The sequence below is a fragment of the Streptomyces sp. NBC_00249 genome (genome assembly GCF_026342355.1).
GTDB lineage: Bacteria > Actinomycetota > Actinomycetes > Streptomycetales > Streptomycetaceae > Streptomyces.
On sequence record NZ_JAPEMV010000006.1, the window covers coordinates 14,791 to 39,881 of the forward strand.

The 25,091-nt window shown below is 74.7% G+C and carries 22 protein-coding genes and 1 pseudogene; 11 read left to right on the forward strand and 12 right to left on the reverse strand.

Features of this window, described 5'->3' with window-relative positions:
* Positions 1-48: 48 nt before the first annotated feature.
* Complete coding sequence (locus tag OOK31_RS24785; protein WP_267089546.1) at positions 49-885, reverse strand: class II fructose-bisphosphate aldolase; 837 nt, start codon at positions 883-885, stop codon at positions 49-51.
* Positions 882-1,784: an SIS domain-containing protein gene (locus OOK31_RS24790; protein ID WP_267089547.1), complete on the reverse strand. Its 903-nt coding sequence runs from the start codon at positions 1,782-1,784 to the stop codon at positions 882-884. Before OOK31_RS24790 ends, OOK31_RS24785 begins: the two co-directional genes overlap by 4 nt.
* 153 nt (positions 1,785-1,937) lie before the next feature.
* Here OOK31_RS24790 and OOK31_RS24795 point away from each other — a divergent pair, with 153 nt between their 5' ends.
* On the forward strand, positions 1,938-2,717 hold the full coding sequence (locus OOK31_RS24795; protein WP_267089548.1) for a DeoR/GlpR family DNA-binding transcription regulator: 780 nt from the start codon (positions 1,938-1,940) through the stop codon (positions 2,715-2,717).
* 153 nt (positions 2,718-2,870) lie between these two features.
* Positions 2,871-3,971 (forward strand): LAETG motif-containing sortase-dependent surface protein, encoded by a 1,101-nt coding sequence (locus tag OOK31_RS24800; RefSeq protein ID WP_267089549.1) that lies wholly within the window; start codon positions 2,871-2,873, stop codon positions 3,969-3,971.
* A 34-nt stretch (positions 3,972-4,005) separates the two neighbouring features.
* Here OOK31_RS24800 and OOK31_RS24805 read toward each other — a convergent pair whose 3' ends face one another.
* The 3 genes from OOK31_RS24805 to tdh form a co-directional block, all read right to left on the reverse strand.
* Positions 4,006-4,920 carry a LysR family transcriptional regulator gene (locus OOK31_RS24805; protein ID WP_267089550.1) on the reverse strand — a complete coding sequence of 305 codons (915 nt, stop codon included), beginning with the start codon at positions 4,918-4,920 and terminating at the stop codon, positions 4,006-4,008.
* Positions 4,921-4,932: 12 nt separating this feature from the next.
* Positions 4,933-6,141 carry a glycine C-acetyltransferase gene (locus OOK31_RS24810; RefSeq protein ID WP_267089551.1) on the reverse strand — a complete coding sequence of 403 codons (1,209 nt, stop codon included), beginning with the start codon at positions 6,139-6,141 and terminating at the stop codon, positions 4,933-4,935.
* 138 nt (positions 6,142-6,279) lie between these two features.
* Positions 6,280-7,308 (reverse strand): L-threonine 3-dehydrogenase, encoded by a 1,029-nt coding sequence (gene tdh, locus OOK31_RS24815; protein ID WP_267089552.1) that lies wholly within the window; start codon positions 7,306-7,308, stop codon positions 6,280-6,282.
* 214 nt (positions 7,309-7,522) lie between these two features.
* Here tdh and OOK31_RS24820 point away from each other — a divergent pair, with 214 nt between their 5' ends.
* Positions 7,523-8,434: an alpha/beta hydrolase fold domain-containing protein gene (locus OOK31_RS24820; protein WP_267089553.1), complete on the forward strand. Its 912-nt coding sequence runs from the start codon at positions 7,523-7,525 to the stop codon at positions 8,432-8,434.
* A 21-nt stretch (positions 8,435-8,455) separates the two neighbouring features.
* On the opposite strand, the gene OOK31_RS24825 is transcribed toward OOK31_RS24820, so the two are convergent.
* Positions 8,456-9,178, reverse strand: a complete 723-nt coding sequence (locus OOK31_RS24825) for a class I SAM-dependent methyltransferase (protein ID WP_267089554.1) — start codon at positions 9,176-9,178, stop codon at positions 8,456-8,458.
* Positions 9,179-9,256: 78 nt separating this feature from the next.
* Positions 9,257-10,255, reverse strand: a complete 999-nt coding sequence (locus OOK31_RS24830) for a LysR family transcriptional regulator (protein ID WP_267089555.1) — start codon at positions 10,253-10,255, stop codon at positions 9,257-9,259.
* Positions 10,256-10,467: 212 nt separating this feature from the next.
* Here OOK31_RS24830 and OOK31_RS24835 point away from each other — a divergent pair, with 212 nt between their 5' ends.
* Together OOK31_RS24835 and OOK31_RS24840 are read left to right on the forward strand one after the other, a co-directional pair.
* Positions 10,468-11,856 (forward strand): MFS transporter, encoded by a 1,389-nt coding sequence (locus tag OOK31_RS24835; RefSeq protein ID WP_267090005.1) that lies wholly within the window; start codon positions 10,468-10,470, stop codon positions 11,854-11,856.
* Positions 11,857-11,950: 94 nt separating this feature from the next.
* The gene (locus OOK31_RS24840; protein ID WP_267089556.1) at positions 11,951-14,125 is read left to right on the forward strand and encodes a PP2C family protein-serine/threonine phosphatase; all 2,175 of its coding nucleotides are present in this window, start codon (positions 11,951-11,953) and stop codon (positions 14,123-14,125) included.
* Here OOK31_RS24840 and OOK31_RS24845 read toward each other — a convergent pair.
* Positions 14,122-14,412 carry an iron-containing alcohol dehydrogenase gene (locus OOK31_RS24845; RefSeq protein ID WP_267089557.1) on the reverse strand — a complete coding sequence of 97 codons (291 nt, stop codon included), beginning with the start codon at positions 14,410-14,412 and terminating at the stop codon, positions 14,122-14,124. The two genes, OOK31_RS24840 and OOK31_RS24845, sit on opposite strands and share 4 nt — an antisense overlap.
* 196 nt (positions 14,413-14,608) lie before the next feature.
* On the opposite strand from OOK31_RS24845, the pseudogene OOK31_RS24850 reads away from it, so the two are divergent.
* The 3 genes and pseudogenes from OOK31_RS24850 (at position 14,609) to OOK31_RS24860 (ending at position 17,728) form a co-directional block, all read left to right on the forward strand.
* A pseudogene (locus OOK31_RS24850) lies at positions 14,609-15,111 on the forward strand (dihydroxyacetone kinase subunit DhaK).
* A 39-nt stretch (positions 15,112-15,150) separates the two neighbouring features.
* Positions 15,151-16,050 (forward strand): DAK2 domain-containing protein, encoded by a 900-nt coding sequence (locus tag OOK31_RS24855; protein ID WP_267089558.1) that lies wholly within the window; start codon positions 15,151-15,153, stop codon positions 16,048-16,050.
* Between the two features lie 277 nt (positions 16,051-16,327).
* Positions 16,328-17,728 carry an APC family permease gene (locus OOK31_RS24860; RefSeq protein WP_267089559.1) on the forward strand — a complete coding sequence of 467 codons (1,401 nt, stop codon included), beginning with the start codon at positions 16,328-16,330 and terminating at the stop codon, positions 17,726-17,728.
* Positions 17,729-17,790: 62 nt separating this feature from the next.
* Here the strand turns inward: OOK31_RS24860 and OOK31_RS24865 are convergent, their stop codons facing one another.
* Together OOK31_RS24865 and OOK31_RS24870 are read right to left on the reverse strand one after the other, a co-directional pair.
* Positions 17,791-19,593: a glycoside hydrolase family 15 protein gene (locus tag OOK31_RS24865; RefSeq protein WP_267089560.1), complete on the reverse strand. Its 1,803-nt coding sequence runs from the start codon at positions 19,591-19,593 to the stop codon at positions 17,791-17,793.
* Between the two features lie 53 nt (positions 19,594-19,646).
* On the reverse strand, positions 19,647-20,213 hold the full coding sequence (locus OOK31_RS24870; protein WP_267089561.1) for a DoxX family protein: 567 nt from the start codon (positions 20,211-20,213) through the stop codon (positions 19,647-19,649).
* Between the two features lie 108 nt (positions 20,214-20,321).
* On the opposite strand from OOK31_RS24870, the gene OOK31_RS24875 reads away from it, so the two are divergent.
* The gene (locus OOK31_RS24875; protein ID WP_267089562.1) at positions 20,322-20,786 is read left to right on the forward strand and encodes a MarR family winged helix-turn-helix transcriptional regulator; all 465 of its coding nucleotides are present in this window, start codon (positions 20,322-20,324) and stop codon (positions 20,784-20,786) included.
* Between the two features lie 18 nt (positions 20,787-20,804).
* A complete protein-coding gene (locus OOK31_RS24880; protein WP_267089563.1) occupies positions 20,805-21,101 on the forward strand; it encodes a DUF1232 domain-containing protein in 297 nt (98 codons plus the stop codon).
* A gap of 86 nt (positions 21,102-21,187) precedes the next feature.
* Here the strand turns inward: OOK31_RS24880 and OOK31_RS24885 are convergent, their stop codons facing one another.
* On the reverse strand, positions 21,188-21,832 hold the full coding sequence (locus tag OOK31_RS24885) for a fasciclin domain-containing protein (RefSeq protein ID WP_267089564.1): 645 nt from the start codon (positions 21,830-21,832) through the stop codon (positions 21,188-21,190).
* 113 nt (positions 21,833-21,945) lie between these two features.
* The gene (locus OOK31_RS24890) at positions 21,946-23,586 is read right to left on the reverse strand and encodes a molybdopterin-dependent oxidoreductase (protein ID WP_267089565.1); all 1,641 of its coding nucleotides are present in this window, start codon (positions 23,584-23,586) and stop codon (positions 21,946-21,948) included.
* 222 nt (positions 23,587-23,808) lie between these two features.
* Here OOK31_RS24890 and OOK31_RS24895 point away from each other — a divergent pair, with 222 nt between their 5' ends.
* Positions 23,809-25,077 carry an SUKH-4 family immunity protein gene (locus tag OOK31_RS24895; protein WP_267089566.1) on the forward strand — a complete coding sequence of 423 codons (1,269 nt, stop codon included), beginning with the start codon at positions 23,809-23,811 and terminating at the stop codon, positions 25,075-25,077.
* Positions 25,078-25,091: the final 14 nt, after the last annotated feature.

Sequence of the window (25,091 nt, forward strand, 5' to 3'; positions counted from 1 at the left end):
CACCCCGGACCCGCCGGGCCCGGACCCGTCACGGCCCGGGCCCGCCGGTCAGTTCAGGGCGCCGATCATAGCCGCGGCCGTCGCCGCCATGGCCGTCCGGGCGGCGGTGAGGTACGGGCGGGGGTCGGCCGGGGTGAGGTGGGCGCGGATGGCTTCGGTCATGGCCACGTTGAGCGCCGTGCCGATGTTGACCTTGCGGATCCCGCCGGCCACCGCGGCGGCGAGTTCCGCGTCCGGGAGGCCGGAGGAGCCGTGCAGGACGAGCGGCACGTCCAGGGTCTTGGCGAGCCGCGCCAGGAGGGCGTGGTCGAGGGCGGCGGTCCGGCTGGTCATGGCGTGGCTGCTGCCGATGGCCACGGCGAGGGCGTCGACCCCGGAGTCGGCGACGAAGCGGCGCGCCTCGTCCGGGTCGGTACGGGCTCCCGGCGCGTGGGGGTCGAGCGGCGCGGCGCCGTTCTTGCCGCCGACCTCGCCGAGTTCCGCCTCGATCCACAGCCCGTTGGCGTGGGCCCAGTCGGCCGCGGAGCGGGTGGCTTCCAGGTTCTCGGCGTAGGGCAGGTGCGCGGCGTCGTACATGACGGACCCGAAGCCGGCGTCGGCGGCCTGCCGCAGCAGGTCGGGGCTCTTGACGTGGTCGAGGTGCAGCCCCACGGGCACCGCGGCGGCCTCGGCGCAGGCGGCGGCGGCCCGGGTGATGGGCAGCAGGGCGCCGGAGCGGAACTTCACGGCGTTCTCGCTGAGTTGCAGGATGACGGGCAGGCCGAGCCGTTCGGCACCCTCGACCACGGCCTCGGCGTGTTCCAGGGTGATGATGTTGAAGGCGGCGACGGCGCGGCCCGCGGCGGCGGCCTCCGCGACCAGGGTCCCGGCGGGGGCGAGGCTCATCGGACCGCCCCTTCCGGCGCGTCGAGGATCACGGAGCGGGTGAGGTTGCGGGGTGCGTCCGGGTCGAGTTGGCGGTGCGCGGCGACGGCGACGGCGAGGCGATGGACACGGACCAGTTCCGCGAGGGGGTCGAGCTCGCCGGCCACCCACTGCGCGCCGGTACCGAGGACCTGTTCGGCGATGCCGTCGGGGGCCGGGCCGAGCGACCAGGTGACGGAGCCGGGTCCGGTGACGCTGACCGGGCCGTGCCGGTACTCCATCGCCGGGTACGACTCGGCCCAGGAGAGGGAGGCCTCGCGCATCTTCAGGGCCGCCTCGTGCGCCAGGCCGACGCTCCAGCCCCGTCCGAGGAAGGTGAACTGGCGGCGGGTCTCCAGTCCGGCGGGCAGCGGCTCGGCCAGCGCGGTGCGGGCGTCGGCGACGGCAGCCGGGGTGTGTGCGCCGACGTGGGCCCGCAGCAGGGTGAGGGCGGTGGTGGCGAAGCGGGTCTGGACGACGGAGCGTTCGTCGGCGAAGTCGAGTACGACGAGCTCGTCGGCGAGTTCCCGCACGGGGGTGTCCGGGTTCCCGATGACGGCGGTGGTCGCGGTCCCGGCGTCCCGCAGCCGGGCCAGCAGGTCGAGCACCTCGGTGGTGGTCCCGGACCGGGTGAGCGCCACGATCCGGTCGTAGGGCCGGTGGTGCGGGAACTCCGAGGCGGGGAAGGCGTCGGTCTCGCCGTGGCCCGCCTCCTCGCGCAGGGCGGCGGCGGCCTGGGCCATGTAGTACGAGGTCCCGCAGCCGACGATCGCCGTACGCTCCCCCGGCCTCGGCAGCACCGCCCGCCGGGCCGGGGCCAGTTGGGCCGCCCGTTCCCAGCTCTCGGGCTGCGTGGCCAACTCGTACGCGACGTGGCTCATACGGGCTCCTTGCGCATCGGGTACACATCCCTGCGAATTCCTGCACGGTAGCGGGCTGTTTCACGCAACTTCAAGCATCGACCGGGTGATCGTCCGGGTTAATCTCGACGGCGGGCCGCAGCCGGGGTCCGGGGACCGCACGGGAGGGGCGCCATGACCCGCAAGGAACGCTGGCAGAGACTGCTGGACCTGCTGGTGGAGCGGGGCGGGCTGGAGGTGGAGCCCGCCGCCGAGGCCCTCGGGGTGTCGGCGGCGACGATCCGCCGCGACCTCGACCAGCTCGCCGAGCAGCAGCTCCTGGTCCGCACCCGTGGCGGCGCGGTGCCGCACGGGGTCTCGTACGAACTCCCCCTGCGCTACCGCACCTCGCGCCGGGCCGCCGAGAAGGGCCGGATCAGCGGAGCGGTGGCGGCGCTGATCGCCCCGGGCGAGGTCGTCGGCCTGACGGGCGGCACCACGACCACGGAGGTGGCCCGCGCCCTGGCGGCCCGCGCGGACCTCGCCACGGGCTCCCCCGCGCTCACGGTGGTCACCAACGCCCTGAACATCGCGGGCGAGTTGGTGATCCGGCCCCAGTTCAAGATCGTCCTGACGGGCGGTGTGGCCCGCCCCCAGTCGTACGAACTGACCGGCCCCCTGGCGCAGCAGGTGCTGGGCCAGCTCACCATGGACACGGCCGTCCTCGGTGTGGACGCCTTCGACCCGCGGGACGGCGCGGCCACCCGCCACGAGGACGAGGCCGCGATGAACCGTCTGCTGTGCGAGCGCGCCCGCCGGGTGGTCATCGCCGCCGACTCCAGCAAGCTGGGCGGCCGTGCGTTCGCGCGGATCTGCGCCACGTCCGAGGTGGACGTCCTGGTGACGGACACGGCCCTCCCGGAAGCGCAGGCACGGGCCTTCCGGGCGGCGGGCGTCGAGGTGGTCCGCGTCTGAGGGCTCCCGGCCGCCTGTGACCATGATCACGAACGCCGGGTGCGTTCATCATGCAACCTTCCGGCGGGGGCCCGGGTCACCTTGGTGACCACGGACAGCCGTGCCGGGTGGAACCTTCGCGCCGGCCGTCCGAGCCTCGACGAGAAGGACTCCATGAAGCTCCAGCGTTTCCTGGCCACCACCGCCGTCATGGCCGCAGTCGGCCCGGCCGCCCTGCTCGCGGCCCCGGCCGCCCACGCCGAAGGGGTCACCCCTTCGCCGAGCGTCGCGCCCTCGACGTCGGCCTCCGCCCCGGCGGGCGGCCACACCTCGCCGACCCCGAACCCGGGCCGGCCGAGCGGGGGCACGAACGGCGGCACGAGCGGCGGCTCGGACGGCGGCGCCCGCCCCAGCACCTCCGCACACCCGGGCACCGGCACCTCCGCCCAGCCCGGCGCCTCCGCCAACCCGGGCGCGTCCGCCTCCACGAAGCCGGGCCCCTCCGCGTCGGGCACCCCGGGGGCCACCCCGTCCCCGTCCTGGTCCCGTCCCACCTTCTGCTCCGGCATCCCGGACGAGGAGCGCGGCAAGACCTCGCTGCGCGGTCTGCCGGGGAAGATCGTCGCCGGTTCGGGCTGGCACGAGTTCACGTACCGCGTGTCGAACGTGTCGAAGACCACGGTGATGGAGACGGACGTCTCGATCTTCCTCGGCACCGCCGACCCGAAGCTGCACGACACCGCCCAACTCGCCGTCACCGTCGAGTGGTTCAACCCGAACACAGGCCAGTGGAAGGCCATCGAGGGCGGTGACGCCGGCGTCTTCGACAACTACGAGTTCGCCACGGCCAAGCAGCTGAAGCCCGGCGAGTACGCGGACGCGCGGATGCGCATCCGGATCGGCGACAAGGCCACCCCGGGCACCGGCTACTTCTTCACCATCGGCCACTCCTTCGGGACGGACGGCCAGTGCGGTTTCGACGACATCAGCGAGTTCGACTTCACCGTCCTGGCCCCGGGCAGCAAGCCGGGCAGTGTCGGCGACTCCAAGGGCAAGCCCGCCAAGCCCGGCACCCCGGGCCTGCCGGACCCCAAGGCTGACGCCGGCAACAAGCCCGCGCCGCAGGGCGGCCGCGCCGAGCTCCCGGTGAGCGGGCGCCTCGCCGAGACCGGCTCCTCGTCCACGCTGCCGACCGTCGCCGCCCTCGGTGGCGCGGCCGTGGTCGCCGGCGCCGGCGCCGTGTTCCTGGTGCGCCGCCGCAGGGCCACCGCGTAAGGACCCGCCGTACGGGGCGGAGCGGGGCGGGCGCTCAGTGCGCCGGGACCCGCTCCGCCTCGCGGGACAGGGCCGCCAGCACCGGGGCGATCAGCGGGTGCGACTCGGCTCCGCGCCGGGTGGCGGCGAAGACGCGGCGGGTGGCGGCCGGGCCGGTCACGGGGCGGACGCTGACCTCCTTGAGGTCCATCCCGCGCAGCGCCGAACGCGGTACCAGCGCCACCCCGGCGCCCGCGCCGACCAGCGCGGTGACGGCCCGGAAGTCGTCGGAGGAGTGCGCGAACCGGGGCTGGAAGCCCGCCAGTTCGCAGGCCAGCAGGGTCACGTCATGGCACGGGTTGCCCGGGTACTGACCCACCCAGTCGGTGTCGGAGAGGTCCGCCAGCGCCACCGCCGGGAGGTCGGCGAGGGGGTGCGCCAGCGGCAGGACCGCGTCGAAGGGCTCGGCGTAGAGCGGGAGCACCGACAGCCGGCCGTCGTCGGCGCCGGGGGCGCCCCGGTACTCCACCGCGAGGGCCACGTCCGCCTCGCCGTCGAGCACCAGCCGCAGGCTCTGGTCGCCCTCGGCGTCGCGCACCCGCAGCCTGATGCCCGGGTGCTCCATCGCCAGGCGGGCGACGGCCGGGGCCAGGACCTCGGCGATGCCCGTCGCGAAGGCGGCCACCGTGACCTCGCCCGCGGATCCGCCCGCGTACGCCGCGAGTTCGGCCTCGGCCCGCTCCAGCTGGGCGAACACCTCGTGGGCGTGGCCCAGCAGGATCTCCCCGGCGGCGGTGAGCCGTACGCCCCGCCCGCTGCGGGTCAGCAGCGCGTGGCCGGTCTCCTGCTCCAGGGCGGCGAGCTGCTGGGAGACGGCGGACGGGGTGAGGTACAGGGCCGCGGCCGCGGCGGTCACCGTACGGTGGTCCGCCACGGCCCGCAGGATGCGCAGCCGTCGGGGGTCGATCACCCCTCCATTGTCTCAGCCGGCGGACGCCGCGAGCGCCGCGCGGGCGTCGGCGAAGGCGGCCACCGCGCGCTCCACGTCGGCCGTCGAGTGGGCCGCCGACAGCTGGACGCGGATGCGCGCCGCGCCCATGGGGACGACCGGGTACGAGAAGCCGATCACGTACACGCCGCGCTCCAGCAGCAGCTCCGCCATCTTCGCGGCCTCGGCGGCGTCGCCGATCATGACGGGGGCGATGGCGTGGTCGCCGGGCAGGATCTCGAAGCCGGCCTCGGTCATCTTCGAGCGGAACAGCGCGGTGTTGGCGGCGAGGCGCTCGCGCAGGTCACCGGCCGACTCCAGCAGGTCGAGGACCTTGAGGGAGGCGGCGGCGATGACCGGGGCGAGGGAGTTGGAGAAGAGGTACGGGCGCGAGCGCTGGCGCAGCAGCTCGACGATCTCGGTGCGGGCCGCGACGTAGCCGCCGGAGGCGCCGCCCAGGGCCTTGCCGAGGGTGCCGGTGATGATGTCGACGCGGTCCATGACCCCGTGCAGCTCGGGGGTGCCGCGGCCGCCGGGGCCGACGAAGCCGACGGCGTGCGAGTCGTCGACCATGACCATGGCGTCGTAGCGGTCGGCCAGGTCGCAGATCTCGGCGAGCGGGGCGACGTAGCCGTCCATGGAGAAGACGCCGTCGGTGACGATCAGCTTGCGGCGGGCGCCGCCCTCGGTGGCTTCCTTCAGCCGGCTCTCCAGCTCCGCCATGTCGCGGTTGGCGTAGCGGAAGCGGCGGGCCTTGGAGAGGCGGATGCCGTCGATGATCGAGGCGTGGTTGAGGGCGTCGGAGATCACCGCGTCCTCGGCGCCGAGGAGGGTCTCGAAGACGCCGCCGTTGGCGTCGAAGCAGGAGGAGTAGAGGATCGTGTCCTCCTGGCCGAGGAAGGCCGACAGGCGCGCCTCCAGCTCCTTGTGCACCTCCTGGGTGCCGCAGATGAAGCGGACGGAGGCCATGCCGTAGCCCCAGCGGTCCAGCGCGTCCTTCGCGGCGGCGACGACCTCGGGGTGGTCGGCGAGCCCGAGGTAGTTGTTCGCGCAGAAGTTGAGGACCTCCCCGGGGGCGCCGCCCGCGGTCACCGCGACGGCGGCGTTCTGCGGGGTGCCGATGACGCGCTCGGGCTTGTGCAGGCCCGCGGCGCGGATCTCGTCGAGGGTGGTGCGGAGGTCTTCGCGTACGGACTCGAACATGGGCTTCGGATTCTCCTTGTGCGGTGTGCCGTCCGGCGGGACGGGAGGAGGGGGGCCGGGCCCCGCGGAGGGGGGAGGGTGGGCGGGGCCCGGCCGTAGGGAGATGGTCTCGTGCGGATCTGCGACGGCCGCCGGGGGCTACGCCGTCCAGTCCAGGATGATCTTGCCGCTGCGGGCGGTCGAGGCCTCGTCGAAGGCGGCCTGGAATTCGGTGTGCGAGTAGCGGCCGGTGATGACCGGGGACAGGTCGAGCCCGCCCTCCAGGAGCACCGTCATCGCGTACCAGGTCTCGAACATCTCGCGGCCGTAGATCCCCTTGATGGTGATCATCGAGGTGACGACCTTCGCCCAGTCGACCGCGAACTCCTGCGCCGGCAGGCCGAGCATCGCGATCCGGCCGCCGTGCGTCATGTTGTCGATCATGTCGCGCATGGCTTCGGCGCGGCCGGACATCTCCAGGCCGATGTCGAAGCCCTCGCGCAGGCCCAGCTGCGCCTGCGCGTCGGCGATGGAGGACTTCGCGACGTTCACGGCGAGGGTGGCGCCGGCCTTGCGGGCGATCTCCAGCCGCTCGGGGCTGACGTCGGTGATGACCACGTTGCGCGCCCCGGCGTGCCGGGCGACGGCCGCCGCCATGATGCCGATCGGGCCGGCGCCGGTGATCAGCACGTCCTCACCGACCAGCGGGAAGGACAGCGCGGTGTGCACGGCGTTGCCGAAGGGGTCGAAGATCGCCGCGACGTCGAGGTCGACGGCGGTGCGGTGCACCCACACGTTCTGCGCGGGCAGGACCACGTACTCGGCGAAGGCTCCGTCGCGGCCGACGCCCAGCCCGATCGTGCTGCGGCACAGGTGGCGGCGGCCGGCCAGGCAGTTGCGGCACTTCCCGCACACCAGGTGGCCCTCACCGCTGACCAGGGCGCCGATCTCGATGTCCTGGACGTCCGCGCCGAGCGCCGCGACCTCGCCGACGAACTCGTGGCCGAGGACCAGCGGGGTCTTGACGGCGCCCTGCGCCCAGCCGTCCCAGGCACGGATGTGCAGGTCGGTCCCGCAGATGCCGGTGCGCAGCACCTTGATCAGCACGTCGCCGGGGCCGTACTCGGGCTCGGGGACGTCCATGAGCCACAGCCCGGGCTCGGCCTTGTGCTTGACGAGTGCCTTCATGGGGGTGGCTCCAGGCATGCGGAAGGGGGCGCGGCGCACGCTGGCGCGTACGGCGTACTTGACGGGCACCAATCTGCCGATCGGCGTGGTGATCAGTCCATCGAGACTTTCTTAAGCGGGTCGACAGCGCAGCTTCACGCCTATGCTCCTCAGGTGACGGGGCAGGGGCGTCCGGGGAAGGGTCCGGGGCCGGGGAAAAGGGGAGGTGAGGGGCGTGCCGAGTCTGCGCAGCAGGGCGCTTTCGGCCGCACTGGTCGCGGTGGGACGGCGAAGACGGTTCGCCACCGCCGAGGCGGTCCGGGCCCGGGTGGCGGAGTCGGCCAGGCGGCCCGCGTCGCACTTGCCGCCGCGCTCGCTGGGGCGCGTCGCGGAGGTGTCGCGGACCTTCGTCGGGGCGTGGCCGGTGTACGACGTCTCGCCGCGCGGGCAGGAGCCCGTGGCGCGGGTGCTGTACGTGCACGGCGGCGCGTTCGTGAACGAGCTGGTCCGGCCGCACTGGTCCCTGGTCCGCACCCTGGTCACGCGGGCCCGCGCCCGGGTCGTCGTACCGGCGTACGTGCTGGCGCCGCGCGGGACCGCCGACCGTACGGTCCCGGTCGCCGCCGACCTGCTGAGCGGCCTGATCGAGAGCGGCGGCGCCGGCGGGACGGTCCTGATCGGGGATTCCGCCGGGGCGGGGCTGGCGCTGGCCGCCGCGCAGCGGCTGCGGGAGCGGACGGGGGCCCAGCCCTCGCGGATCGTGCTGATCTCCCCGTGGCTGGACGTGAGCATGAGCCACCCCGGGCAGGCGGCCATCGAGGCGGCCGACCCGATGCTGGCCCGGGCGGGCCTGGCCGAGGCGGGCCGGCTGTACGCGGGCACCCTGGCGGCGGACGATCCCCGGGTGAGCCCGCTGCACGGCTCCTTCGAGGGGCTGGCGCCGCTGACGGTGTTCACCGGGACCCGGGACGTGCTGAGCACCGACAGCCGGGAGCTGCTGCGCCGGGCGCGGGCGGCCGGTACCGAGGTGGAGTGGCACGAGGAGCCGGGCCTGCCGCACGCGTACCCGCTGATGCCGGTCCCGGAGGGCCGGGCGGCCCGGGACCGGATCGTGGAGCTGATCGGGGAGACCGCCGACGGCCGATGAGGTCCCGGTACCGGACACGGCCTACGCCGTGCAGGTCATCAGGGAGCTGACCGGCCAGGCGCGGTACGCCGTCCAGTACGCCTCGTCGCGCGCCGGGTCGGCGGGCGGGGTGCGGCTGGGCTGCCAGGCGACCGTGCTGAAGCCCGCGTCGACGGCGGCTTCGGCGAAGTCGGCGTGGGCCCATTCGCGGTACTCGAAGTGCTGCGGGGGCTCGGTCAGGAACTGCGCCCTGAGCAGCGGCGCGTCGCCCTCCGGCACCCGGTCGAGGATCCGCATCCCGTACGGGGACCAGTCCACGCGCGGGAAGGCACCCGGGTTGCGGACCAGCGCCAGCAGCCGTCCGCCGGGGCGCAGGTTGGCCCGGATGCCGCGGAACATGGCGTGCAGGGCCGTCCGGTCGGGGGCGTGGCTGAACAGGTAGACGGCGGTGGCCAGGTCGAAGGGGCCGAGCTGGGGCATGTCGGCGGCGTCGGCGAGGACGTACTCGACGGCCGGGTCGGCGCCCGCGTGCTGTTCGCGGGCCCGGCGGACGCGGTCCGGGCAGCTGTCGACGCCGACGGTGCGCCGGGCTCCGCCGCGTGCGAGCAGGGGGGCGGTGCCGCCGTGTCCGCAGGCCACGTCGAGGGTGTCGAGGTCGCGGACCCCGCCGAGGGCGTCCAGTGCGGTGCGCAGCGTGAAGGCGTCGGCCAGGGAGAAGGCGGCCCGGGGCGCCGGGTGCGTGGACGTGTCGTACGGCTGGTGCATGCCGGCATGCCTCCCCGGCGGGCGCCCGGGGGACGGCCCGGGCGCGGGCGCGTCCCCCTCACGGGGGAGGCGTTCGGGTCAGTCCGTACGGCGTACGGGGCTGCGGGCGGGGTCCGGGGCGGTTCCGGGCGTGGTTTCGGGGGCGGTTCCGGGGGCGGTCTCCGTGGCGGTCGCGACGACGAGTTCGCGGGCGCGTTCGCGCAGCCAGGCGTGCGCCGGGTCGGCGTCGTGGCGGGGGTGCCAGGCGATCCCGAACGGCAGCGTCGGCAGTTCGAGGGGGACGGGGAAGGTGACCAGGCCGACAGCTTCGGCCTGGGCGACGGTCCCGGTGGCGACCATGCCGATCAGGTCGGTCTCGCGCAGCACGAAGAGCGAGGCGGTGAAGGAGCCGATGCTGCCCACCACCCGCCGGGTCAGCCCCTGGGCGGCGAGGGCGGTGTCCACGGGCCCTTCCAGACGGCCGCGCCGCGAGACGGTCAGGTGCTCGCCGCCCGCGAAGCGGCGTGCGGTGAGCGGGCCGCGCAGCAGCGGGTGCCCGGCCCGGACGACGCCCACCATCCGCTCGTCGCGCAGGTGCTCCACCCGTACCTCGGGTGAACGGGTGTCGATGACGCCGAGTTCCAGGTCGGCGAGGCCCTCGCGCAGGACGGGCGCGTCCAGGTGGCTCTCCGACAGGAACCGCAGCCGTACCCCGGGCGCCTCCCGGGCCACCCGGGCGAAGAGGGCGGCCCCGAAGGTGGCGGCGAAGGCGTCGTGGCCGAGGACGGTGAAGGTCCGGGTGAGGTGGGCCAGGTCGACCCGGCCGCCCGTCAGGAACAGCGCCCTGGCCCGTTCGACGACGGCCCGGACCTCCCCCTGGACGGCGAGCGCGTGCGGGGTGGGCACCATGGTCCGCCCGGCCCGGACCAGCACCGGGTCGCCGAGGGCCTTGCGGATCCGGCCGAGGGTGCGGCTCATGGCGGGCTCGGAGAGGTGCAGGCGGGCGGCGGCCCGCGAGACGCTCGACTCCTCGATGAGGACGTCGAGGGCGACGAGCAGGTTGAGGTCCAGACCGGACCCGGATTGCGTCACACGCATTCATCCCTTGCGGAACTTGCACTGGAAAGCAGGTCACGCCAACCCTACGGTGGTTCCCGGGGACGACCTCGGGCCCGGCCACCGCGACCGCGCCGCCCTCCCCCGCACCCGTGAACCGCCACCGACTCCCAGGAGGAGCCGTGCTCCGCCATGCCCGCACACCGGCCCAGGCCGAACCCGCCCCCGGCGCGGGGAACACCTCCGCGCCCGCCCTGTCCCGGCCCGCCCTGCTCGCCCTGTGCGCCTGTGTCCTCGTCGCCCAGGGCATGGTCGCCGCCGTCAACCTGCTCGTCCCCCAGCTCGCCGCCTCCGCCCTGCGCCCGAGCCCCGGCCAGCTGCTGTGGGCCGTCGACGCCTACGTCATCGTCTTCGCCGCCCTGCTGATCCCGGCCGGGGCCCTGGGCGACCGGTACGGCCGCAAGGGCGCCCTGCTCGCCGGGCTCGCCCTGTTCGCGGCCGGCGGGGCCCTCAGCGCCCTCGCCCCGGACCCGGCCGCACTGATCGCCGGGCGCGGCCTGTGCGGCGCGGGAGCCGCGCTGATCATGCCGGCCACCATGTCCGTCCTGGTCCACCTGTCCCCGCCCGAGCGGCGCGGGCGGGCCCTGGCCACCTGGACGCTGGCCGCGGGCCTCGGGGGCCTGGCGGGCAACGTCGGAGGCGGCCTCGCCGGGGAGTTCCTCACCTGGCGGGCCCTGTTCTGGGCGGTGGTCCCGCTCGGCGCGCTGCTCGCCGCCGCGGTGGCCGTCCTGGTCCCCCGCACCCCGGCCCGCCCGGACGCCTCCGTGGACCCGGCCGGGGCGCTCCTCCTGGCCGGGGCGCTGCTCGCGGTGGTCTACGGGATCATCGAGGGGCCCTCGTACGGCTGGACCTCGGGCCGGGCACTGGCGGCGTTCGGCGCCGGAGCGGGGCTGCTGGCCGTGTTCACCGCGTACGGGCTGCGCGCGGCCCGTCCGCTGCTCGACCCCCGGATCTTCGCCTCGCGCAGGCTCCGCGCCGGGACGCTCGGCATCGGCGCCGCCTTCTTCGGCCTGTTCGCCCTGTTCTTCCTGAACTCCCAGTACCTCCAGTACGCGAAGGGCTTCTCCCCCGCCCTGACCGGCCTCGCGATCGTCCCGCTCACCGTCGGCATGGCCGTGGTGCCCCGCCTCGGCGCCCGGCTCCAGGAGCGGACCGGGCCCCGGCTGCCGGTGGGCGCCGGGCTCGGCCTCATCGGGGCGGGACTGCTGCTGGTGTCCACGGCGGACGCCGGCACCCCGTACGCCGTGTACGCGCTGTACCTGCTGGTGCTGTCCGTCGGGACCGGGCTCTGCGCGCCCTCGCTGACCCTGACGGTGGTCGCCGAGCTGCCCCCGCACCAGGCGGGCCTGGGTTCGGGGCTGAACACCGCCGCCCGGGAGATCGGCGCGGCCCTGGGCGTGGCGGTCGCCGGGACCGTACTGGCCTCCCGCTTCCACGGGAACCCGGCCGACCCGGCCCAGGCGGGCGCCTTCACCGACGCGATGGGGACCGCGCTGCGGACGGTGGCGGTGGTGCTGCTGCTCGCCGCGGTGGCCGCGGTGGCCGGCTACCGGGACCGGCGGGCATCCGCGCAGCGGAACTGACGGAGGCCGCTTGGGGCCGCCCGAGGCCCGGTCGGGGCCGACCAGGGTCGCCCCGGGCCCCGGCGGCCGCCCCGGCTCCCGCCCCGGTGCCGGGATGCACCGCGCGCCGCCGAGGGCGCATGCTGGCTGTGTGACGGCGAGACCGGACAGTGGCGGCCCCGCCCCCGACGCCACGGCCCGGGCACTCGCACGTGCCACGGCGAGCGCCGTGGAGGCCCTCGGCGGGCACGCGGGCGGGGTGTACCTGCGCACCGGAACCCGGGGGCTGCTGCTGTTGGCGACGGTCACCGGTCTGCCCGGGCCGCTGTTCCGGCCCTGGTGGCGGATGCACGCGAACCGGCCCTACCCGGTCGCCGAGGCCTACCGCTCGGGGCAGGCGGTGCACCTCCCCGACGGGGAGGCCGCGATGCGGCGCTTCCCGCAGCTGATGGCCGGGCTCCCCTTCCCCTTCGGCTCGCTGTTCGAGCCGGTCACCGCCGGGCCGGAGCGGTTCGGGGTGCTGATGGTGCTGCGCCCGGCGACGCCCGGGGTCGCGGTCGGAGCCGCCGACCGGCAGCGGATGCGCTCGGCCGCCGACGCGCTGGCCCGGGACCTGGCCGTGCTGTCGGCGGCCGGCGATCCGGTGCTGTGGGAGGGCGACCCGCTGACCGTTCCCTCCCCGACGGCGGCCGCCGGGGACGCCCGGGAGGCCGTCGACCGGCTGGAGGACGCCGTCCTGTCGGTGGACCGGCAGGGCAGGATCGGCTTCGTCAACGCCGCCGCCGGACCCCTCCTCGGCCTGAGCGCCGACCGGCTGCGGGGGCAGCTCCTGTGGCAGGCGCTGCCCTGGCTCGGCCACCCCGCCTACGAGGACCACTTCCGGGGCGTCTACCTGTCCGGGGAGCCCGTGCACTTCACCGCCCGGGGCACGGCGCACCCGTCCGGGGACTGGCTGGCGGTGGGCGTCTTCCCCGGCCCGGGCGGGCTGACGCTGACGATCAGCGCCGGTGAGAAACCCGCGTACGCGCCCGAGTCGGTGGGCCGCCCGGGCGCCGGTCTCGGCTCCCCCGCCGACCGGGCCTCCGCCCTGTACCGGCCGGTGGCCCTGGCCATCGCGCTGACGGAGGCGGTGACGGCCCGCCAGGTGTCGGCGGTGGTCACCGACGAGCTGCTGCCGGCCTTCGGCGGCCGCCAGCTGGCCATCTACCTGCTCGACGAACGCCACCTGCACCTGGCCTGGGAGACCGGCTTCCCGCAGGGCTTCCTGAACCGCTTCGACGGGGTCTCCCTCGACGTCCGGCTGCCGGGCGTGGAGACCCTGACCACGGGCAGGCCGATGTTCTTCGAGTCGATGCAGCACCTGGCGGCGGCCTACCCGGGGATCCCGCTCGACGCCGACGTGGGCGCCCGCGCCTTCCTGCCCCTGATCGCCTCCGGGCGCCCGGTGGGCTCCTGCATCCTCGGCTTCGACCAGCCGCGCGGCTTCAGTCCGGAGGAGCGTACGGTCCTCACGGCGCTGGCGGGTCTGATCGCGCAGGCCCTGGAGCGGGCCCGGCGCTACGACAGCGAGGCCGCGCTGGCCCGTGGGCTCCAGGCGGCCCTGCTGCCGCACCGGCTGCCGGTCCTTCAGGACGTGGACACCGTCGGCCGCTACCTGCCCGGGACGGTCGGCATGGACGTCGGCGGCGACTGGTACGACGTCATCCCGGCCGGCGGGGGACTGCTGGCCCTGGTCATCGGCGACGTCCAGGGCCACGGCGTGGCCGCCGCCGCGACCATGGGCCAACTGCGCAGCGCCGTACGGGCCTTCGCACTGAGCGGCAACACCCCGGCACAGGTCGTACGGGGCACGAACCAGCTGCTGATCGACCTGGACCCCGGCCAGTTCGCCAGCTGCTGCTACGTCCTCCTCGACCCGGCCACCGGCCACGCCCTCGCCGTCCGCGCCGGACACCCCCAGCCCCTGCTGCGCCACCCCGACGGCCGCACCGAGGTCCTGGACCTGCCGGGCGGGGTGGTCCTCGGCGTCGACGCGGGCGGGGACTATCCGGTGACGGAACTGGAGCTGGAGCCCGGTGCGGTCCTCGCCCTGTACACCGACGGCATGGTGGAGATCCCGGGGACGGACATCGACGAGGGCGTGGAGCGGCTGCGGGCGTCGCTGGCCGCCGCCCGGCCGTCCCCGCTGACGGAGACGGCCGACCGGCTGGTCAGCGAGGTGGGGACGATCGCGGACCGCCCCGACGACATCGCCCTGCTGCTGGCCTGCCGTACGGGAAGCCCGGCCTAGGCCTTTCCGGCGGTGGCGCGGGCGTAGGCGTCCCCGGCGAGCAGGGCGTCCGCGACCGTGCCGGGGGTGACCGTGAACGGCATGTTGTGCGTGGTCTCGCCCTCGGCGGTGGCGGCGCGGCCGATGGCGATGTCGCCGAGGGCGTGCCCGACGGCCTTGGCGGTGTCGATGGCGGTGCCGCCGCCTGTGCCGACGACCACGTCCGCGCCGGCGGCCCGGGCGGCCTCCGCGACCCGGTCGATCTCCTTGCGGGTGCACAGGGTGGATCCTCCTGCGTTCCGGGCCACTTCGGCAATTCGGGTTCCGGCGGCCTGCATTCATCCCTATCACGGCACGAGTTCCGGCAGGAGAAATACACAGACCCTTTCTGATCAGGCCTTTTAGCGGGCCGACAGAGGATCAAAGGCCCGGCTCGGGCCGCCTCCGCACGGACGTAGGTTTCACAGGACCGGCCCCCGATCTCGAATGCGAAATGAGGCCCACGTGAAGAAGCTCATCAATTCCCCGGAAAGCGTCGTCACCGACGCGCTGTACGGAATGGCCGCCGCACACCCGGGGCTTTCCGTCGAGCCGGAGGCGGGCCTCGTCACCCGGGCGGGCGGGCCGCGGCCCGGGAAGGTGGCCCTGCTGTCAGGCGGCGGCAGCGGGCACGAGCCACTGCACGCCGGCTGATGTCCGCCGCCCGGACGGCCGAGGCCATGCTCGAACCGATCCTCGCCGAACTCCCCGACTGCGCGGGCGCACCGGTGATCCTGCTGGTCAACGGCCTCGGCGGGACCCCGCCCCTGGAGCTGTACGTCATGCGCGCCGAAGCCGAACGGATCCTCGCGGGCCGGGGGGTCACCGTGGCCCGCTCGCTGGTCGGCACCTACGTGAGCAGCCTGGACATGGCCGGCTGCACCTTCACCCTGTGCCGCGCCGACGAGGAGCTGCTGCGGCTGTGGGACGCACCCGTCGACACCCCGTCCCTGCGCTGGACCTGCTGAACCGTCCACCGGCCCAACCCCTCCTGAGGAAGAAGATCCATGACGACACTTCGGACCGAAGAGACCCCGGTGCTCGACCTCGCCTACTTCCGGCGCTGGCTCGCCGAGGCCGTCCGGCTCGTACGCCGGGACAGCGCGCGCCTGACGGAGCTGGACGCGGTGATCGGCGACGGCGACCACGGCGCCAATCTCGTACGGGGCTTCGGCGCCGTCGGCGCGGCCGCCGCCGAGGCCCCGCCCGCGAACCCGGGCGAACTGCTCGCCCTGGCCGGGACCACCCTCACCAACACCGTCGGCGGCGCCTCCGGACCGCTGTTCGGCACCGCGCTGCGCCGCACGGGCAAGGTGCTCGGCGCGACCGAGGCGCCCACGCCCGCGGAGCTGGGCTCGGCGCTCGGGGCGGGGCTGCGTTCCGTGCAGAAGCTCGGCGGCGCCGAACCCGGCGACGCCACCCTGGTGGACGCCCTCGCCCCGGCGGTGGAGGCCCTCGCGGAGGCGGCCGAGCCCGGCCCCGCCTCCGCCGCGCGGACGGGCACCGGCCGGGTCGGTGTCGTCCTGGTCTCCCACAGCGGGGCGGTCGCCGCGTCCGTGGCGGCGCTGTGCGCGGAGCTGCTCGGCTCGGTCGAGCCGGGCCCGGTGGCCGTCGCGGGCGGCACCGCGGACGGCGGTACCGGCACCAGTGCGGGGCTGATCCTGGCGGGTGCCCGGGCGGTGGACGAGGGTGCGGGCGTGGCGGTGCTGTGCGACATGGGCAGTGCCGTGCTGACCGTCAGGGCGCTGCTGGGCGATCCGGCCTCGGGGCTCCCGGCCGGCACGCGGATCGTGGATGCGCCGTTCCTGGAGAGCGCGGTGGCCATCACCCTCACCTCCGCCCTCGGCAGCGGCCTCGACGAGGTGCTGGCCGCCGCCGAGGACGCGCGCGGCTACCGCAAGCGCTGAGCGGGAGCCACGGGCAAAGCGGAGGGAAATTCGCGGCGATCACGCTGCGGTTCCCGCACCCTCCACGGGTCAGTGTTTACGCGGTCTTAACGCGCGAACCGGGACCGGGAGGCGGTCCGGACGATGGAATCCGCAGGTGAACAGCTCTTGACCTGCGGATCTCGCGGAGCTTCCATATCGGCCACGGGAGCCACGCAGCGACTTGCCCACCACCGCCCCGGAGGCGATACCGCTCCCGCGCTCATTCACCGCATCTGCCGATCGGAACACCGCACCGATGACTGACACGATCAGCGCTCCTCAGGCCCTCGCCCCCGCCACCGGGCCCGTCCCGCAGAAGCTCAAGCGTTCCATCGGCGTCGTCGGCGGGACTCTGCTCACGCTCTCCTGCGTGACGCCCGCCTCGACCCTCTTCGTCGTCGTGCCCGATCTGTTCGCGAGCCTCGGCACCTGGACCGCCCTGACCATCGCCATCGGCTCGCTGCTCTGCATCGGCGTCGCGTTCTGCTACTCGGAGCTGGGCACCCTCATCCCCAGCGCGGGCGGTGAGTACGCCATGGTGTCGACGATGGCGGGCCGGCTCGCGGGGTGGCTCGTCTTCGTGCTGTCGCTGCTCGTGGTGATGATCGTGCCGCCCGTGATCGCGATGGGTACGGCCGACTACCTCGCCCCGGTGATCGACATACCGGCCCCGGTGGCCGGTGGCGGCGTGATGCTGCTCGCCACCCTCGCCGGTCTCCTCGACCTGCGGGCCAACGCCTGGATCACCGGCATCTTCCTGGTCCTGGAGGTCGTCGCGGCCGCGCTGGTGGCCGTACTGGGCTTCGCGCACAGCGAGCGCGGCGCGGACGCGCTGGTGCACGGCGCGGTGGCCGCCGAGGGCGGCGGTACCTCCACCGTGACCGCGATGATGGTGGTGTCCGGGCTGGCGATCGCCCTGTTCATCACCCAGGGGTTCTCGACGGCCGTCTACCTCTCGGAGGAGCTGGAGAAGCCGCGCCGCAACGTGCCGCGTACGGTGCTCGCCACGCTGGCCATCTCCACCGCCGTCATCCTGGTCCCGGTCATCGCGATCACCATGGGCGCCCCGGACCTCGACGCGCTGGCCGGCGGTGACCTGGGCGCGATGGTGACCGCCTGGTCGAACTCCGCCGTCGGTACCTTCGTCAGCCTGTGCGTGGCCCTGGCCATCGTGAACGCGGGCATCGTCATGGTCATCCAGAACTCGCGGGTGCTGTTCGCCTCGGCCCGTGACAAGGCCTGGCCCGAGCCGGTCAACCGGGGCCTGTCGCGCCTGGGCCGCTTCGGCTCGCCGTGGGTGGCGACCCTGCTGGTCGGCGTCCCCGGCGCGGCGATGTGCTTCGTCAACCTGGACACCCTGTACGGCGTGACCGGCGTGTCGGTGACCGGCATGTACCTGCTGGTCGCGGTGGCCGCGCTGTTCAGCCGGCGCGGGGCGCACCGCGAGGCCTCCGCGTGGCGGATGCCGCTGTGGCCGGCCGTCCCGGTCGCGCTGATCCTGGTCTTCGCGTACATCCTGACCCAGCAGGAGCCCCAGTACCTGCTGTGGACGGGCGGGATCACCGCCGTCGCCACCCTGTACTGGGCGCTGTACCTGCGGCCGCGCAGGGAGACCCGCTGGCTCGTGAGCATTCCGCAGGACGGCGACGAGGCGTAGCGGGACGGTGAGGTGGGGCGGGGCCGGCGCGGGGTGTGCCGGCCCCGTCCGCCGTTGCGGGGTCAGACCGAGACGTCGCCGCCGCTCATGAGCAGCGCGGTGTTGACCAGTCCGACGTGGCTGAACGCCTGCGGGAAGTTGCCGAGCTGGCGTCCGGCGACGGGGTCGTACTCCTCGGCGAGGAGTCCGACGTCGCTGCGTACCGCGAGCAGCCGCTCGAACAGCTCGCGCGCCTCCTTCTCCCGGCCGGTCAGGTGAAGGCCGTCCACCAGCCAGAAGGAGCAGGCGAGGAAGGCCCCTTCGCCGCCCGGCAGCCCGTCCACCGACGGGCCTTCGGTGCTGTAGCGGCGGACCAGTCCGCTGCTGCCGAGCTCGGCGCGTACGGCGTCGACGGTGCCGATCACGCGCGGGTCGTCGGGCGGCAGGAAGCCGACCCGGGGGATGAGCAGGGTCGCGGCGTCCAGTTCGCGGGAGCCGTAGTACTGGGTGAAGGTGCCGCGCTCCGGGTCGTAGCCGTGCTCGCAGACGTCCTGGTGGACGGCGTCGCGCATGGCCCGCCAGCGCTCCACGTCCCCCGGCATCGCGGGGTCGCGCTCCAGGGCCCGTACGGCGCGGTCGGCGGCGACCCAGGCCATCACCTTGGAGTGGATGAAGTGGCGGCGCGGCCCGCGCACCTCCCACAGCCCCTCGTCGGGCCGGTGCCAGTTCTGCTCCAGGAAGTCCAGCAGGGCGAGCTGGATCTTCCAGGCGTGGTGCTCGGTCGGCAGGCCGTTGGTCCGCGCGAGGTGGAGGGAGTCGAGGACTTCGCCGTACACGTCGAGCTGGAGCTGGTCCACGGCCGCGTTCCCGACGCGGACCGGCGCGGAGGCGGCGTACCCGCGCAGCCAGGGCAGGTCGAACTCGGGGATCCTGCGTTCGCCCGCGATGCCGTACATGATCTGGAGGTCGGCGGGGTCTCCGGCGACGGCGCGCAGCAGCCAGGCCCGCCAGGCGCGGGCCTCCTCGAGGTAGCCGGTGGACAGCAGCGCGCCGAGGGTGAGGGTGGAGTCGCGCAGCCAGCAGTAGCGGTAGTCCCAGTTGCGGACGCCGCCGATCTCCTCGGGCAGGGAGGTGGTGGCGGCGGCGACGATCCCGCCGGTCGGGGCGTACGTGAGGGCCTTGAGGGTGATCAGGGAGCGGGTCACGGCCTCCCGGTAGGGCCCGTCGTAGCGGCACTGGGCGGTCCACTCGCGCCAGTCGGCGAGGCTCTGCTCCAGTGCCGCGTACGGGTCCGTGCGCTTGGGACGCGGTTCGTGCGAGGGGTGCCAGGTGAGGACGAAGGCGACCTTCTCGCCGGGGCCGACGGAGCACTCCGAGCGGGTGCTGTTGTGCACCCCCCAGGTCCGCACCTCGGGCTCGCTGCGCAGCCACGCGGCATCGGGTCCGGCGACCGCCACCCGGTCGCCCGCGCTGCGCCGGACCCAGGGGACGACGTGGCCGTAGTCGAAGCGCAGGCGCAGGGTGCTGCGGACGGTGACCCGGCCGGAGATCCCCTCGACGATGCGCATGACCTCGGGCGCGGTGTCGCGCTGCGGCATGAAGTCGACGACCTTGACGGCGCCCTCGTCGGTGTCCCAGTAGGACTCCAGGACCAGGGTGCCGTCGACGTAGGCCCGGCGGGTGCAGCGCTCCCCGGCGGCGGCGCCGGCGGGGGCGATCCGCCAGTGGCCGTTCTCCTTGTCGCCGAGGAGGCCGGCGAAGCACGCCGCCGAGTCGAAGCGGGGCAGGCACAGCCAGTCGATGGACCCGTCGCGGCCGACCAGGGCGCTGGTCATGAGGTCGCCGATGAGTGCGTAGTCTTCGATCGCCTGTGTGGGGTGCGTCATTCATCCGCTGTTCCCCCAAATGCCCGGGGCCAATCAGCCCGCCGGGGCAGCCCTCAGTTCCGTACGAGGAGGGTGACGGCGGCGAGGACCACGCCGAGGGCGAGGGCCTGGACGCCGAGGGCCAGGCGGTGGGTGCGGAGCGCGGGGACGGGCAGGAGCCGGTCGAGGGCGAGGCGGCCCGGGCCGGTGAGGGTGAGGGCGGCGGCGGCCGTGGTGAGCAGGAGTTCGTACTCGATGCCCTTGGGGGCGAAGAAGGAGCCTGCCCCGTGGACGGCGATGGCGTTGATCATCGTGCCGACGACCGCGGCCCCGGCGAGCGGGGTGAGCAGGCCGGCCGCGAGGCCGAGGCCGCCCAGGATCTCGGTGAGGCCGGCGACGACGGCCATGGTGTCGCCCGCCGGGTAGCCGCTGGCGGTGAAGAACTGGCCGGTGCCGCTGATCCCGCCGCCGCCGAACCAGCCGAAGAGCTTCTGGACGCCGTGGCCGGCCATGGTCAGGCCGAGGACGACGCGCAGGAGCAGCAGGCCCGCGTCGTAGGGGGCGGTGGAGGGCGCGGTGGCGCCCTGGGCGGCCGGGGTGGTGGCCGGGGCCTTCGTCGTGGTGGCGGAGGCGCTGGTCATGGGGGGTTCCTTCCGGTCGGCACGGCCCGAGGGGATTAGTTCAAATTCGAACCGCGCTTCGACCCTAGCCACTCATTCAAATTCGAACAACCCGTGTAGGCTGGCGGCATGGCTGAAACGAGATGGCTCGACGAGCGCGAGATGCGCGCCTGGAGCGGCTTCCTGGCCGCCTCCGCCCTGGTGAACCGCCGTCTCGACCAGCAGCTCAAGGACGACTCCGGGCTCTCGCACCCGCAGTACGAGATCCTCGTACGCCTCGCCGCCGCGCCCGACAGCGAGCTGCGCATGACCGAGCTCGCCAACGGGCTGATCAACTCCAAGAGCGGGCTCACCTACCAGGTCACCCAGATGGAGAAGGCGGGCCTGGTCCGGCGCCGCAGCTGCCCCTCCGACGTGCGCGGGGTCTTCGCCGTGCTCACCGACGCGGGCCGCGCCCGGCTGGAGGGGGCCGCCCCCGGCCATGTGGCCGCCGTCCGGGAGGCCCTCGTCGACGTCCTCACCCCCGAGCAGCTCGACGCCCTCGCCGACGGCCTGGGCGAGGTCAGCCGCCGACTGCGGGATCAGGGCGCCTGACGGGGTAGAAAGTCCCTTATGGACGGAAAAGTCTGGCTGGTCATCGCCGCTGTCGTCGCCCTCGGGCTGGCGGCCGCGGCGGCCGTGCTGTTCGTACGGGTCCTCAGCGCGCGCAGGCTGCTGCTGGACGCGGGGATCCCGCTGCGGGACAAGGCCCTGTTCTGGGTGGCCGTCGTGTACACGCTCTCCCCGCTGGACCTGGTCCCGGACCCGGTGTACCTCGACGACATCGGCGTCCTGCTGCTCGCGCTGCGCTCCCTGCACGCCGCGGCCGCCGCCGCCGCGGCGGGACGGTCCGCCGACCGGACCGCCTGACGGCGGCGCCCGCCGCTACGGCCGAGGACGCCGCGCGGTCCATTCCCCGGGACCACGCGGCGTCCGCTCCGGGGGCGGCCGGCCGGCTACTTCGGCATCAGGACGGTGTCGACGATGTAGACGGTGGCGTTCGCGGTCGGGACGTTGCCGCAGACGACGGCGGAGGTCCCGTTGACCTTGTACGACTCACCGGAGCCGGCCGTGGTGACCTGGCCCTTCTCCAGTGTGGCGTAGGAGCCGTTCGCCAGCTGCTCGGGAGTGAGCTTCTGCCCGACCACGTGGTAGGTGAGGATCTTGGTGAGGGTGGCCTTGTCGGCCAGCACCTTGTCCAGGTCGGCCTTCGGGATCTTCGCGAAGGCGGCGTTGGTCGGCGCGAACACGGTGATGTCCTTCGCGTTGTTCAGGGTGTCGACCAGCCCGGCCTTCTTGACCGCCGTGACCAGGGTGGACAGTGCCGGGTTGTTGGAGGCGGCCGTGGCCACCGGGTCCTTGGCCATGCCGTCGAAGGAGCCCGCGCCCTCCTTGGGGACGCCGGCGCAGGCCGGGCCGAAGGGCTGGCCCATCGCCGTCGCGGGCACCGGGTCCGCGCCGCCCGGGGTGGCGGCCGCTGCCGGGGCGGCGCTGTCGGCGGCGGAGTACTCACCGGAGTCCGAACAGGCGGCGAGCGCGAAGGGCAGCACCGCGGCGGCGGCGACGGTGACGGCGGTACGGCGGAACCGGAGGGTGTTCATGACGGGGGTCTCCTAGAGGTGTCGGTGCGGTTGTCACGGGGGTCCGGACAGGTCGGAAAGGGTCTGGGGGGCGGCGCGGGGCGCCGGGCGGCGGGGCCGGGCGGGCGGGGGTGTCAGTCCACGCCGACCACGACCGAGTGGCGCCCGCTCGCGCCGTCGGGGATCGTCCGGGTGCGCTCCTCGGTCTGGGTGGTCCCGGTCCGGTCGGTGGCGCGGACGGTGAGGGTGTGGCCGCCGGGGTCCGCCTGCCAGCGCCAGGACCACTGCCGCCAGGTGTCGGCGGTGTCCTCGACGGCCAGGTCGGCGTCCCGCCAGGGGCCTTCGTCGACCCGCACCTCGACCCGGTCGATGCCCCGGTGCTGCGCCCAGGCCACCCCGGCGACCGTCACCGGGCCGGCGGTGAGGCGGGCGAAGGGCTTGGGCGTGTCGATCCGGGCCTGCGTCTTGACCGGGGCCCGGCGGGCCCAGTTCCGCTTCACCCAGTACGGGTCGTAGGAGTCGAAGGTGGTGAGCTCGATGTCCTGGATCCACTTGCAGGCCGAGACGTATCCGTAGAGGCCCGGGACGAGCATCCGTACGGGGAAGCCGTGCGCGAACGGCAGGGGTTCGCCGTTCATGCCGACGGCGAGCATCGCGTCGCGGCCGTCCATGACCTCCTCGACGGGGCTGCCCAGGGTCATGCCGTCCACGGAGCGGGCGACCAGCTGGTCCGCCGGGCCGCCCTGCGACGGGGGCCGCACCCCGGCCTCGCGCAGCAGGTCCGCGAGCCGGACGCCGAGCCAGCGGGCGTTGCCCGTGTAGGGGCCGCCGACCTCGTTGGAGACGCAGGTCAAGGTGATGTCCCGCTCGATCAGGTCCCGGCCGAGGAGTTCGGCGTAGGTGTAGGTGCGGGGCCCGCGGACGCCCTTGCCGTGCAGGCGCAGCCGCCAGGTGCCGGCGGACACCTTCGGGACCACGAGCGCGGTGTCGACGCGGTAGAAATCGGCGTTCGGGGTGGTGAAGGGGCTGATCCCGGGGACGCGCGGGGACGCGCCCCGGGGCACGGGGGCCGCGGGCGAGGCGGGCGCGGGGAGCCGTACGGCCTCGCGTCCCGCCGCGGCGTCCCGGCCGCGTCCGGAGTTCAGCCGGCGGCCCAGGGCCCCGCCCGCGGTGGAGACCAGCACCCCGGCCCCGGCGACGGCGAGGAAGCGCCGCCGGTCCCACCAGGGGGCCGGGGCGGCGGGGTCCGGTACGGGGGCGGGTTCGGCGGGGGCCGGTCCCTCGCCGGGGTCCCGTACGGCGGCACGCGCGGCCGGGGGCCGGCCCGCGCGCAGGGTCCCGATGAGCGCGTACAGCAGCCCGGCTCCGGCCAGCGCGCCCGCCAGGGAGGGCAGGGCGTCGGTCAGGCCGGTGGAGTCGGGCCGGGTCACGGCCGCCGCCCCGCCGACGGCCCCGAAGAGCAGCACCCCGGCGGAGCCGGTGCGCCGGTGGCGCAGGGCGAGCAGGCCGAGGGCGACGGCGAGGAGGCCGAGGGTGGCCACGATCCCGAGCTGGAGGACCAGTTTGTCGTCGGTGCCGAAGTGGCGGACCGCCCAGTCCTTCAGGGCGGCCGGCGTCCGGTCGACGGCCGCGCCGCCCACCGCGGTGACGGGCCCCGCCCCGGGTCGGACGGCGGCCGAGACCAGTTCGGCGACCGCCAGGGCCGCGTAGCCGGAGAGCAGGCCGCCGAGCGCCGCCGGGGCGGTGCGGGCGAAGGTGCTGCGGTTGATCCTCACACCGGGTCTTCGGGGCCGACGGCCCGGCGGATTGGCGCATCAGCCACCCGGGTGGCGACCGCCGCCCGCAGTGACGCCCGGGAGCACCGCTTCGCCGGCCTGGACGGCCTAGGGCCTGTCGTCAAACTCCCGTCTGCCCCGCGGGCGACGACGCGAGTTTGACGACAGGCCCTAGTCCACCGTGGCGGCGGGGATGTCGGTGGGCGGTGGCACCATGGGCCCATGGTTGCTGACGATCTTGATGTCCTGTTCTCCTCCCCCGCCCGGCTGTTGGAGGCCGGAGCGGCCCGCGCGCGGGCCCGCGCCGGGTCGGCCGGCGGGGTGGGGCGTGAGGTGTTCGCCCAGGCCGAGGCCATATTCGGGCAGGTGGACGTGGAGCGGGCCGAGTTCGCGTCCCTGCTGCACTTCGCCGCCACGGTGCTGGGCCGCGAGGCCTACGCGGAGCAGATCGCGGCGGCCGAACCGGGAATGCCCTGGCGGACGGTGTGGGCCTGGTGGCGCCCGGTCGGCGCCCACCGGAGCGCCCCGAACCTCACCGGCGACCGGACCGTCGAGATCCACGACGGCGTCGGGGAGACGGGCGCCGGGCCGCTCCTCAAGATCTGGTCGATCTGGACCGCCGACCGCTGGTGCGACCTGAACACCGGGGTGCCGTGCGCGGAGCCCGAGCCGGGCACGTACGCGGAGCGGGAGGACGAGGCCGAGGAGGAGGGGCCGCTCCTCTTCGACGCCGAGCCGGAGTCCTGGGCCCTGCGGTGCCCCGGCACGTGGGAGGAGCCCGTCGCGCTGGGCGGCGGCCGGTTCCTGATCTCCGAGGAGCGCGGCGTGCTCGTCGCCGAGCGGAACCCTTCGCTCGCGTCGGACGCCTGGCCCGCCGGCGGAGCCGACGCCTCCGCCTGGGCCGAGGAGTTCGGCGAGCCCTGGTTCCTCGACCCGGCCCCGGCCGAGGCCCCGCTCGACGCCGCCCGGCTGGATGCCGTCTTCGGCGCGGACGGCGTCGTACGGCTGACCCCCGCCGGGCTGCCGCAGTCCCTGACCCACGCCCCCAGCCGGGACCTGCTGTCGCAGGTGGGCCTGCCGCGCTGGTGGGCCGCGGGGGTGACCTCCTTCTCCCCGGACTACGACACGGAAGGGCCGCTGGAGGAATCCACGGAGTTCGCGGGCCTGTTGCGGCTGGGCACCTTCGACCTGGGCTACGAGGAGGGCCAGGTACTGCTCCGGCCGGAGACGGGTGAGGTACTCATGTCCCGCGACGGCGGCGCGCCGTTCCCCCTCGCGCGCGACGTCGAGACCTTCGTCCGGCTCATGGAGGCGGTCCGGCGTCACATGGGGGCCTGCTGGAGCCCGTACCCCGGCGAGGACGGCGTCGGCGACTTCCACCGCGAGGTCGAAGCCCTGGAACCGGCCGCCCTGGCCCCCGAGAGCCCGACGGAGGCCCTCTGGGGACACGTCTTCGCCTCGATCACCGAACTCAGCGTCTGGGGCTACTGACGCCTGACGGCGCG

Bases quoted from the DNA above. Each gene is read 5' to 3' on its own strand.
- OOK31_RS24785 (WP_267089546.1), bottom strand. From the start codon at position 885: ATGAGCCTCGCCCCCGCCGGGACCCTGGTCGCGGAGGCCGCCGCCGCG.
- OOK31_RS24790 (WP_267089547.1), bottom strand. From the start codon at position 1,784: ATGAGCCACGTCGCGTACGAGTTGGCCACGCAGCCCGAGAGCTGGGAA.
- OOK31_RS24795 (WP_267089548.1), top strand. From the start codon at position 1,938: ATGACCCGCAAGGAACGCTGGCAGAGACTGCTGGACCTGCTGGTGGAG.
- OOK31_RS24800 (WP_267089549.1), top strand. From the start codon at position 2,871: ATGAAGCTCCAGCGTTTCCTGGCCACCACCGCCGTCATGGCCGCAGTC.
- OOK31_RS24810 (WP_267089551.1), bottom strand. From the start codon at position 6,141: ATGTTCGAGTCCGTACGCGAAGACCTCCGCACCACCCTCGACGAGATC.
- tdh (WP_267089552.1), bottom strand. From the start codon at position 7,308: ATGAAGGCACTCGTCAAGCACAAGGCCGAGCCCGGGCTGTGGCTCATG.
- OOK31_RS24825 (WP_267089554.1), bottom strand. From the start codon at position 9,178: ATGCACCAGCCGTACGACACGTCCACGCACCCGGCGCCCCGGGCCGCC.
- OOK31_RS24830 (WP_267089555.1), bottom strand. From the start codon at position 10,255: ATGCGTGTGACGCAATCCGGGTCCGGTCTGGACCTCAACCTGCTCGTC.
- OOK31_RS24840 (WP_267089556.1), top strand. From the start codon at position 11,951: ATGCACCGCGCGCCGCCGAGGGCGCATGCTGGCTGTGTGACGGCGAGA.
- OOK31_RS24855 (WP_267089558.1), top strand. From the start codon at position 15,151: ATGACGACACTTCGGACCGAAGAGACCCCGGTGCTCGACCTCGCCTAC.
- OOK31_RS24860 (WP_267089559.1), top strand. From the start codon at position 16,328: ATGACTGACACGATCAGCGCTCCTCAGGCCCTCGCCCCCGCCACCGGG.
- OOK31_RS24865 (WP_267089560.1), bottom strand. From the start codon at position 19,593: ATGACGCACCCCACACAGGCGATCGAAGACTACGCACTCATCGGCGAC.
- OOK31_RS24870 (WP_267089561.1), bottom strand. From the start codon at position 20,213: ATGACCAGCGCCTCCGCCACCACGACGAAGGCCCCGGCCACCACCCCG.
- OOK31_RS24875 (WP_267089562.1), top strand. From the start codon at position 20,322: ATGGCTGAAACGAGATGGCTCGACGAGCGCGAGATGCGCGCCTGGAGC.
- OOK31_RS24880 (WP_267089563.1), top strand. From the start codon at position 20,805: ATGGACGGAAAAGTCTGGCTGGTCATCGCCGCTGTCGTCGCCCTCGGG.
- OOK31_RS24885 (WP_267089564.1), bottom strand. From the start codon at position 21,832: ATGAACACCCTCCGGTTCCGCCGTACCGCCGTCACCGTCGCCGCCGCC.
- OOK31_RS24895 (WP_267089566.1), top strand. From the start codon at position 23,809: ATGGTTGCTGACGATCTTGATGTCCTGTTCTCCTCCCCCGCCCGGCTG.